Source organism: Streptomyces sp. NPDC005266 (genome assembly GCF_040607655.1).
Classification (GTDB): Bacteria; Actinomycetota; Actinomycetes; order Streptomycetales; family Streptomycetaceae; genus Streptomyces.
The window spans coordinates 1-9,749 of record NZ_JBEXHC010000044.1; the positions used below are offsets into that span (position 1 = coordinate 1).

Here is a 9,749-nt window from a genome sequence, read left to right on the forward strand (position 1 = left end):
CGTTTGTCCACACACCAACCGATGATCACGCGGTGGCCGTACCCGTTCCCAGCCGGGTCCGCAGCAAGATCGCGAAGTCACACTGGAGTACTAGGGAGTTACATCGCCCACCGTACAGACCCGAGGTATCGTCCGATCTTGTGGTTGACCCACGTCACGGCTGCGGGCAGTCCTGTTCCCTCTTGCGTATCGCCTCCTCCAGGAGGCCTGCTACCACGCTGGTGACGGAATGGTCTGCGCCGACCAGCTCGATGAGACGGGTGAGTGTGGATTCGTACAGCGGGATTGCTTGGTCGAGTTCGCCTGACGCCTCGTACACCCGGGCCAGAACGGCGCGGCTGCTGAGGGTGTCCAGGTGGTCCGGGCCCAGGATCCGTGTGCGCTGCTCCAGGACGGTCGTGATCAGCGCGTGTGCCCGCCCCAGGTCACCTGTCGCCCGGCAGGCCGCCGCGAGGTTGTTGCGGACGAGCATGACATCCCGACTTTCGGTTCCGAACAGCCGTTCTTGTTCGGTCAGCGCGGTTTCGAGGAGGGGTACAGCACGGGCGGCGTCCCCCAGCTCGTAGTAGCAGCCGGCGAGGCTCACCAGGCTTCGAAGCGTGTCGGGGTGAGTATCGCCGAGCACCTTCCGGCGCAGGCTGAGGATCTCCACAAAGAGGGTGACCGCGTGCTCCGTCTCCCCGGCCGCGTCGTAGGCTGAGGCGAGCAGGCTGCGGCTGACCAGAGTGTCAGGGTGTTCAGGACCGAGGACACCCGTGCGCTGCACCAGTGTCGTCCGGCACAGGTCGAGCCCGGTCGGGATGTCGCCCGTCCTCAGGCAGAGGTAGGCGAAGTTGCTGCGGCTCAGCAGGGTGTCGGGGTGTTCCTCGCCGAGGACTTCCTCCCGCCGCCTCAGGACGTCCTGGTACAGCTCCTGCGCCCGGCCCAGATCTCCGGCCGCCTCGTAGGCGTGTCCGAGGTTGCCCAGGCAGCTGAGGGTCTCCGGGTGGTCGGGGCCGCAGGCATCTTCGAAGTCGGCCAGTACCTCCTTGTACAGGGCGATTGCCTGCGGGAAGCGGTCAACGCTCTGGTAAGCCCCGGCGAGGTTGTTGCGTATCCGTAACCAGTTGTGTTTCAGCGAGGGCGCCAGGTTCTCGTAGTCGGATGCGTCGGCATCTCGCTGGACGATGTCCTCGTAGATCCCGATCGCCTGGTCGATGCGGCCGACCAACTGGTAGATCCTCGCCAGCTCATTTTGCAAGGTCAGGGTTCTGAGATGATTGGGCCCGAGGGCGTCCCTGCTCGCAGCTACGGCCGTCTCGCACTCGTCGATCGCCCGTTCCAGTTGCCCGGCCGACTTGTAGGCGGAGGCGAGGCTGCCGCGTAGGTTCAGGGTGGTGAGATGTCCAGGACCATGGATCCGCAGGCTCTGCTCAAGCGTCGGTTCCAGGGTCTTGACCGCGTCCTCAAGGCGACCCACCGCTTCGTACACTCCAGCCACACCGCAGCGGGCTACCAGCGCGTACGGGTGGTCGTGGCCGAATCCGAGCTCGGTCTGAACCTTGTACGCCTCATACAACGGCAGCGCCCGGACGGTGTGGCCCTGGCCGTTCAGGTGCATGGCGGTGCTCACGTAGAGCGCGGACACCAGCACGCTGTGGCAGTCCTTCGGGTCGGTCGCCGCCAGTGCGCACACCTGTCCGGCGAGGCGCGCGAGTTCGGAGGCGTCGTGTGCTTGCTCCACTCCCCTTGGGTAGACCGTCTGGAGCAGTGCCTGCTCGGCCTCGTGCCGCCCCCGGGGCCTTCCTGGCGCGGGCTCGCCAGGGCGCGCGTGCTGTGCGGCGGTGATGGCGTCGGTGCGAAGCACGCTCTGGACCAGGCGGTGGACGCGTACCTCCCGCCAGGCGAAGGTGATCATGCTGTAGGCGTGCAGGACGCCCAGGGCGTCGTCGGCCGCGATCTCGTCCGGTGCCAGCCGGGTGACCAGGTCGCGTGGGCACTCATCCGGGTCCAACCAGGCCAGGGCGTAGAGGAGTTCGACCGCCGACGGGTCGTCGGCGGCGATCGCCGTCAGGGTCACCTGCCAAATCCGGGCGACGGTCCGTTGCGGGGCCCGGCGCGCAGCGGTTCTGGATAAGTGGAGTCCGAGGCGGCGCCGGTAGGCCACGACCGTGGCGCGGGTCCGTCTCAGGTAGGCTCCGGCCTGGTCCAGGGCGAGCGGGAGGCCGTCGAGCTCCCGGGCCAACTGCTCGGTCTCCCACCGTGACTCGTTGGACGGATCCCATTCGGACACCCAGGACCACAGGAGGTCCGCCGCCTCGCCCTGCGGGAGAACGCCGAGTGGGAGCAGCGCGCCGTCGGCGGCGCCGAGGTCGTCCCAGTCGTCGGCCAGCCTGCTAGTGATCAGGTGGTGTCCGCCGCCGAGACTGCCCAGGAAGTGGCCGAGGAGCGGGAGCGCGGGATCCTCGACGTTGTCGTACACCAGCAGCCATTTGGTGTGGCGCTGGAGCCAGGCGAAGGCCCACGAGGCGAGCTCGGGCTGTTGCGGTGTTCCGGGCCAGACAGGTCGCAGACGCAGGGTGATGTCGGCCAGGCTCTTTTCGATCTTCTCCGGAGAGGAGGCGTCCATCAGCCAGACGAGGTCGTACGTCTCGCGGAAGGTCTGGGCGTACTGCAGTGCCAGTGTGGTCTTGCCGACCCCGCCCAGCCCGTGGACGACCACCGCCGCTGCACCCGGACCGGCGCGCTTGGCACTCAACGCTTCACGAATTGAGGCCAGTTCGTCCTGTCGCCCGGTGAAGTGGCTGGTCGGCTGAAGCAGATGGACGACTCCGTCGGCCGGAGTGTCGGCAGCCGATCGCAGCGCCTCGGCCGACAGCACGACCGTCGTGACTGTGCTGTACATCACGCCGTTGTTGGTGCCGAAGTTGACGACCTGTCCGACACCGCTGATATCCAGTGGTGCCGATGTCACCGGGTGGTCCCGCCAGGGACCGTTGTGTTGGCGCTCATCGTTCCGTTGTTGGTGCCCACGTTGATCACGGAGCCATGGCCCGACACGGCGATGCCGCCCGACTGCTGCTCCGGCCGCGGCAGCAGCTCGGCCAGCTCCTCCAACAGCTCCCGGTGGTTCCGGAGGGTGCGCTTGACGGCTTGCCGCAACGCGGCCTGGGCGTCGGCGTTCTCGCTCTCCGTCGCCGCCTCACGGATCTCCGTCTCCAACGTGTCACGCTGCTGCTCGTCGCGCCGGTGCCACACGTGCTGGAGGATCCTTCTTCCCAGGTTCACGGTTGCGCCCGCCGCCGCGTCCTCCGCCTGAGTCAGTACCGCGACCCCGTAGGCGGACATCGCGGCTCCGATGGTCGGTCCGGCCAGTTCCATGAACGCGTCGAGTTCCATGGTTCCCCCCTCGAAGCTCGTGCCGTGGCACGCAGATGAGTGAATTCACCACAGCGTAGGGAACCGCAGGCGTGCATGGCCCGAGATATTCGAAACGATCAATTGCGATCCAGTTTGGGCGCGGATCTTCTGAAGGTGCATACAAGGCCATCGTGACCTGCACATTCACATGTCCCTCTGCCCCGTGGGGTATCTCGAACAGGTAGCGTCCGTGCTGATCGGCGCGCTCGTCACCACAGCTCGGATGTTCCGGTGCCGAAATGACAGCGAGCCCTCCCTCATCAGGCACCAGCGATGAACCTGCTGGTCACAGGCCTATGACCAGCCCTCAGAAGATCTGCACCCTAACTACTTCGTGCACCGTCTTCCGTCCCTTCGGTCCGCAGAACCCGGGCGCCCAGGGGCCCGAGGACAGGTCGGCGGGGATGCCCGTACCCCGACGACTTCCTCGATTTCCCGCAGGCCGCCGACGGCCTCCTGCCGATCATGGAAGGGATGGCACATTGATGGACTCAACTAACCTACCGATCCCAGGAGATCACCTGATGAATGCCATTCCCGCTACCGACGCCCAGGGAGCCGAAGAAGCCGAGGGGCGTACCGGCGGCTGTCTGTGCGGCCGCGTCCGCTTCATCACCCGGGGTCCGGCCGTCTTCCCCCACACCTGCGCCTGCGAGCATTGCCAAAAGCTCGGCGGCACCCCTGTGATGTGGTGGGTGGGCTTCGAGACGGTCACTTGGACCGGCGAGAGCGAGCTGACCTGGTACGAGACCTTCAAAGACGAGGCGAAGCGCGGCTTCTGTCCGACCTGCGGCAGCCGCGTCGCAGCGATCGACAGCGACATCCCGGAGATCGGCATCAACGTCACCGCCCTCGACGACACCAGCGGCACAGACCTTGTGCCCATCCACGCGTCCTTCCGCGACAACGCCGTGCACTGGCTGCCCTCAGGGCCGGAGACCGAGCACAGCGCGGCCGGTTGACCGTTCGTCCGCTGGCTGGCGGCTTCACTCGCACCCTCGATGGTCCCCGGCCGGCATCCCGTCCTCGCCCGCCAGCAGAGCGCGAAATCCCGGGCCGGGGCCCGCAGCGCGACCTGCTCGGCCAGGGTGACAGGAAACCCTGCGAGGGTCGTACCGTGGTCTGTGGTCCAAGACAGTCCAGGGGGATGCTCAATCAGGACGACTTCTGAAAAGCACTGGGCTGCTTTTCAGAGACGTTCGAGCCGTCGACACCTGATGAGAAGGAAGCGAACGACCATCCCAGGAATTCGAGCACTGCGGGCCGCTTCGAAGAATTTGGGTGAGTGGGGCGTCAGCGAAGAGTTGAGAGCCGCCCACCGCATGCTCCTCTGCATCGGGAACACGCTCGGCGACGAGAACTCGCACAGGTTCATCAATTTCATCGAAGCGGCTTACATCGCGCCGATGAACGAGGCACAGTCGACCTGACAGGGGCTGCTCGTCCGAACCGTTGGGTGGCCGTCCCACCTCTCCGGCGGCCACCACCGCACGCCACCACACAAAGGAGCAAAGAACTGAACACATGGACTTGACAGGGAATTGTGCTCGTGCGAGCACTGCACGCGCCTCTCCGGTGCGCCGGCGATGGCGTGGGTCGGATTCCACAGGAACGCTCTGAAGTGGACGGGCCCGGTAGGTGAGCCGACGTACTTCTCCACCTGGCCGACGCTTCATCGAGGGTCCTGCCAGCGCTGCCGCACCCAGCTCACCTCCGTCGCGGACGGCTCGGACATGATCATGATCGCGATCTTCAGTCTTTCCCGCAGCGCTGAACTGGCCCCGGTCGGACACAGCTACCGCGAGGAGGCGGCACCTTGGATGGCCATCACGCTCGCGCCCGACCCGCAGCGCCGGACATGATGGTCTGCGCTGAGCCCCGGTTACGAGATCGGCGCGCCCCCGCGGGCATTCACGGCGAATTCGGGCGATCCTGTGCTCGGACCGCGCGGCGCAGCTCCACACTCCATTGCTCCAGCATGTCGGCCTGCGGCGTGTCCCAGGTGATCAGAGTGAGGATCAGCTCGGCGACGGCTTCCCTAACCATCTCCATCAGAAACTCGCTGATTCTCTTCGCTGCCCGTCGGCCTCCCGCGGCGTTCCCCCATCCTCGTGCCATGTAGCCCGCCCGGGACCCGATATGGAGGACCGGGACGGGGGAATGGTTGCGGGCCCGTGGCCCAACGTCGAGGAGATCCGTACGCTCAACGGGCCAACGGCGTCTTGTGGCGCTTGGTGACCTCATGCTTCGCCGTCCGAGCTGGCGGTGGGTGCGTTACAGCTCGCGAGTATGCGACGACCAAGGCCCGGCACGTCGTCCAAGGCGGGGTCCAGAGCCGTGACCTCCTCCTGGAACGTGCTCAGCCGTCGCGGCGAGGTGCACACGTCCAGGAGAAGGCCAGTGAAGCCTTTCCAGGCCCGATCCCCGGGACGGCGGCTGATGGCCTCAGCCCGCCTCAGGTATTCGTCCGTGCGCCGGTTTGATGTCCGAATTGCCTCAATGTGCAGTACGTCCGGATCGTCGATCCCTGCTTGCCGGGCCAAGGCCAGCGCAGGGGAGGCTTCTACGAGAAGGGCCAGCACGTCGCGGACCGTGCAGATCACCGGATACTCGACCCGCTCCATCCTCTGGACCCGGTCTTCGAGTGAGGGCCAGCGAGGTCGGCGGGAAAATGGTCTCTCGCTGACGCCCTCTGCCTTTCGGACGGCCTTAATCCATTGGGCGAACAACTGGTTGCCGTACTCGTCAGCGAGTTCCGGCAGTGACTTGCTGACTGCCTCCACGATGGCGTCGGCGCCGTAGTTCTCGAAGCCGAGCACTGTGGCCACGGCGAAGGTGGCGAGACCGTCGGCGTCGGCAAGATTATTGGGCGCCGTCGTTCCCGGTGGGTGCCTTCTTTGTGTCGCCTGCCGGTACAGCTTGGAGAAATAGCGGTGAGCCGACTCCAGGGCGGCGTCCATGGCTTTGTCGGGGCAGCTGCCTGCGGACCGGGCGGCCTTCTCGATGGCGGCAAGTGGATGAGAGTCGTCCCGGGCCATGTACCAGGCCAAAGCGCGTCGAACCGCACGTTCGGGCAGCGGTACCGACGTGGCCGCAAGGCCCTGATCGAACCGAGGGTGCGTGGTGAACACGTGGAGTACTGCCTGCTCCAGTGGTCTCTTCTTGATGGTGGCCAAAGCCAGGGCCTCAGCGACCACGAAGGTCTCCGGCAGGAGCTCCGAGGTGGACCCAGACCCACGCCCCAGGCCGTGCTGTTTCCTCCAGGGGAGCGCGCCGAACTCCCGCCATCGGCGGATCTTCGCCCAGCTCACTGATAGCCCGTCCGCCGCAAGCCGCTCACGCAGTCGCCGTTCGGCGTCACTGGGCTCTTTCCACGCCACGGGGCCAGTCTAGTTAGAACCCCGCGATCCACAGAGGCCCTCACCGTGGGACGGGTTGGCCTACTGGGCATACGCGTGCCGCGCGTTGTGCGCACGGCAACCAGGCCAGATGGGAAGATCAAATGACAAGCCGATTCCGCAAGGGGCCTCGACACATGCTTCGGGTTGCCGGGTTCGCCATGATCCGAGGTGCTGCGTACGCGGTCGGCAGCGCTGCCGTGACTGGCGGGATCTGGTGGTTCCAGTCCTGGTAGTTCGTGCCGGCTTGCGCTCCCTGCGCAGTGAAGTGAGGCGCGAGGTGTGGCCAACTGTGGTGGTCAGACTGGCCAACCTGGGCGCTCAGTCACATCTCCTGTGACCGAGCGTTTCAGTTGACGGTTGAGCACTTCAGTCGGTGTGATCTGCAGACCTGGCCCCGATCTCAGGACTCCTTGAGCCCGTGCTCGGCCGCCTGCTCGGGTGTGTAGAGGTAGAGGCTCTTGCGAAGCGCGTCAGCGAATGCCTCGAAGGCTTCCCCGTTCCGTGGCTGGACGGGTGGAGGGAAAGGTAGGTCGGTGGAGCGACGGGGCCATATCCGGGCGACGGAGAGGTGGAACTCACGCGCGTGCTGGATGACGACGTCCACGGCCGGGAAATAGACGTAGATGCACAGATGCCCGATCTTCATGGGGCAGAAGAACCCGACCGGCTGGGGGTTGCCAGCAGTGGATACACCTGTGAGGTCGATCCTCACGGTGTGACTGGTGACGGTGGGGTTGCGTTCGGGGCAAGACCCCAGCCAGACGCGCGTTCCACCAGGAATCGCTCGGTGAGTACGCATTCTCCGGAGCTGATGGGACGGCAGGAGGGGCTCCTGCTGAACCTGGTCGGCCATCATCGCTGTCTTTGTGGCCCAGAGCGCGATCTGGCGTTGCTGCTGGAGGGAGATGAGATCAAGGTTTTGCCGGGTGATGAGTGGTTCGAGGGCTTCCTTGGAGGATGTTTCAAGCTTCGACATCCAGCCGTTGTTGCACGGGGCACACACCTTCTTGACCGTGAAGTCCAGGCCCAAGCTCTCTCTGGTGACCTCGTAGGCGCCCGCCCCATAGCGGGCCTGTTCAGTCTGCTGTCGCCCTGGCGGAAGATACTGGTTCAGCCACTGAGGGAAGACATGCTCTCTGGTGACGGGAGAACTACCGCAGAAGACGCAGGACATCAGCAGATAGTAGCTAACCTCGATCTTTCGTGACGGTCCGCCGACGGAGCCGGTGGGCCGTTTCGCTCTCTGTGGCTGGTGGTGGGCAGGCTGAGGAGCCGTGTGTCGTCTCGGGTGGACGCCGGGTTCCACTGCTCCGGTCTGTGCTGGCTCCCTCGTAGGGCGGGAAGGTTGCTGGTCAGCCGGGGTTCGGCAGGAGTGCAAGACGTTCGAGGGCGCCTGTGACCTCACCGGTCCAGGGCCAGTGGCGGGCGAGGCGGAGGATGCGGCGTCGGCCGGTGGTGACGAACTGGGCGGCTGCGGAGAACAGGCGGAACCGAAGGCGGCGGGGTTCCCAGAGCCGGGTCTGGCCGGTCAGGGCGAGCATGGGCATCCAGGCCAGCAGGTCGAGAGCGATCTGGACGATCTCCAGCCAGATCTTGTTCTGCGCGGTGTGGTGCAGGGGCAGGTTACGCAGGCCGGTGGACCGGGCGGCCCGGATCCGGTCCTCGGCGCGGGCCCGCAGCCGGTGCCGGAGCTCGAGCTCGGCGATGGGACGGTCCGGGATGTTGGTCGCGAAGCACGTGATCCGCATGCCGTCCGCGTCGGTGATCCTCAACTGGGCCCCGGGATGCGGCCGTTCCTTGCGGACGATCAGCCGCATCCCCTTCGGCCAGCCGTCCAGCAGGCTGCCGGTGAGCTCGGCGACCCAGGCCCCGTCACGGACCTTGCCGTCGGCCTCGACGGCCGGTGTCCAGGCCGGGGCCGGGATCTTCAGCACATGCTGGTGAATGATCTCGGTGATCACCATGCCGACCGAGTAGGACAGCCATCGGCCTCGCCTGGCGAGCCAGGACACGAAGTCGTGGGTGCCGCCGGCGGAGTCCGTGCGGATCAGCGTCTGCCGTCCTCGCCGGTAGTGCTTGGGCAGTTGGGCCAGGGCGAGTTGGGCGGTGGTGATGTGGTCGGCGGCGGTGTTGGAGCCTGCGTTTCTCGGTCTGAGAAGAGCGGCGACGGGCTCTCCGGTTCCGCCCTGGCCGTGGTCGACAAAGGCCGTCAGCGGGTGATGGCCGTAGGTCTTCTTCCAGGTCGCGGCCGCGTCCTCCTTGTCGAAGTGCGCGATCACGAGGACGCCGTCGAGGTCGACGGTGACCTGACCGTCGGCGTCCGGGGCGTTCTCGCCGGCCAACGACCAGACCCGGCTGCGGACTTCGGAGCGTGCGGACCGGATGGCCTGCAGGGCTTTCTCGCCGGATGCGGCGAGGGTGTCGATCAGGCGGGAGACGGTCGGGTCGGAGGCGACCGGGCCGAAGACGGCCGGCTCACACCGCAGCATGGCGACATCCGCGAGGCAGTCCCCGCCCAGCGCGACCGCCAGAGCGAGGTCCAGGAGGATCTTGCCGGGATCGTGGACGGCCCGCGGCTTCCGGCACGGAGCCAGAGCTGCGGATATCGCCTGGTCAAGACCAGTTTTGCGGACCGTCTCCAGCAGCAGGACCGCACCGGCCTGCGAGACCACCTGCCGACCGTCTCCCTGGACACGGACACGTGGGTACGGCGAGATAGGCTCTCTCACCTGGAAAGTGCTCTTTTCCTTGCAGTCAACAGGACCCTCAGCAAGTCCTATCGTTGCAGGTCAAGGGCACTTTCCGTGTTTCTGACCAACTCTTGGACAGCCCACCTCGTGAAAGCGCGAGGCTAAGCCTCGATCCACCGACGTGGTTTCGAAGTGCTCTCTGGGCGGGTTCTGGGCTGTCGGCTGGGGTGCGGGCATGGGGTATCCACTGGTCTGCCCA

General features: G+C 66.1%; 8 protein-coding genes. 2 read left to right on the plus strand and 6 right to left on the minus strand.

The features are described 5' to 3' along the window. Positions 1–154: 154 nt before the first annotated feature. Positions 155–2,953: a tetratricopeptide repeat protein gene (locus ABZU99_RS34585; RefSeq protein ID WP_356050272.1), complete on the minus strand. Its 2,799-nt coding sequence runs from the start codon at positions 2,951–2,953 to the stop codon at positions 155–157. Next, the gene (locus ABZU99_RS34590) at positions 2,950–3,378 is read right to left on the minus strand and encodes a hypothetical protein (protein WP_356050271.1); all 429 of its coding nucleotides are present in this window, start codon (positions 3,376–3,378) and stop codon (positions 2,950–2,952) included. The genes ABZU99_RS34585 and ABZU99_RS34590 overlap by 4 nt, the downstream gene beginning before the upstream one ends. Before the next feature lie 545 nt (positions 3,379–3,923). On the opposite strand from ABZU99_RS34590, the gene ABZU99_RS34595 reads away from it, so the two are divergent. Beyond that, on the plus strand, positions 3,924–4,361 hold the full coding sequence (locus ABZU99_RS34595; RefSeq protein WP_356050270.1) for a GFA family protein: 438 nt from the start codon (positions 3,924–3,926) through the stop codon (positions 4,359–4,361). Positions 4,362–4,940: 579 nt separating this feature from the next. Next, a complete protein-coding gene (locus ABZU99_RS34600) occupies positions 4,941–5,261 on the plus strand; it encodes a GFA family protein (protein ID WP_356050269.1) in 321 nt (106 codons plus the stop codon). A 49-nt stretch (positions 5,262–5,310) separates the two neighbouring features. Here ABZU99_RS34600 and ABZU99_RS34605 read toward each other — a convergent pair whose 3' ends face one another. From ABZU99_RS34605 to ABZU99_RS34620, 4 genes are all read right to left on the minus strand, one after another. Further along, positions 5,311–5,451 carry a hypothetical protein gene (locus tag ABZU99_RS34605; RefSeq protein ID WP_356050268.1) on the minus strand — a complete coding sequence of 47 codons (141 nt, stop codon included), beginning with the start codon at positions 5,449–5,451 and terminating at the stop codon, positions 5,311–5,313. Positions 5,452–5,639: 188 nt separating this feature from the next. After that, positions 5,640–6,779: a hypothetical protein gene (locus ABZU99_RS34610; protein ID WP_356050267.1), complete on the minus strand. Its 1,140-nt coding sequence runs from the start codon at positions 6,777–6,779 to the stop codon at positions 5,640–5,642. A gap of 421 nt (positions 6,780–7,200) precedes the next feature. Further along, positions 7,201–7,974, minus strand: a complete 774-nt coding sequence (locus tag ABZU99_RS34615; RefSeq protein ID WP_356050266.1) for a hypothetical protein — start codon at positions 7,972–7,974, stop codon at positions 7,201–7,203. A gap of 178 nt (positions 7,975–8,152) precedes the next feature. Further along, positions 8,153–9,529, minus strand: a complete 1,377-nt coding sequence (locus ABZU99_RS34620) for an IS1380 family transposase (protein ID WP_356050265.1) — start codon at positions 9,527–9,529, stop codon at positions 8,153–8,155. Between the last annotated feature and the right edge of the window lie 220 nt (positions 9,530–9,749).

What these genes read in the sequence shown, in the direction of transcription:
- ABZU99_RS34595 (WP_356050270.1), top strand. Translation starts at nt 3,924, where the DNA reads ATGAATGCCATTCCCGCTACCGACGCCCAGGGAGCCGAAGAAGCCGAG.
- ABZU99_RS34615 (WP_356050266.1), bottom strand. Translation starts at nt 7,974, where the DNA reads ATGTCCTGCGTCTTCTGCGGTAGTTCTCCCGTCACCAGAGAGCATGTC.
- ABZU99_RS34590 (WP_356050271.1), bottom strand. Translation starts at nt 3,378, where the DNA reads ATGGAACTCGACGCGTTCATGGAACTGGCCGGACCGACCATCGGAGCC.
- ABZU99_RS34605 (WP_356050268.1), bottom strand. Translation starts at nt 5,451, where the DNA reads ATGGAGATGGTTAGGGAAGCCGTCGCCGAGCTGATCCTCACTCTGATC.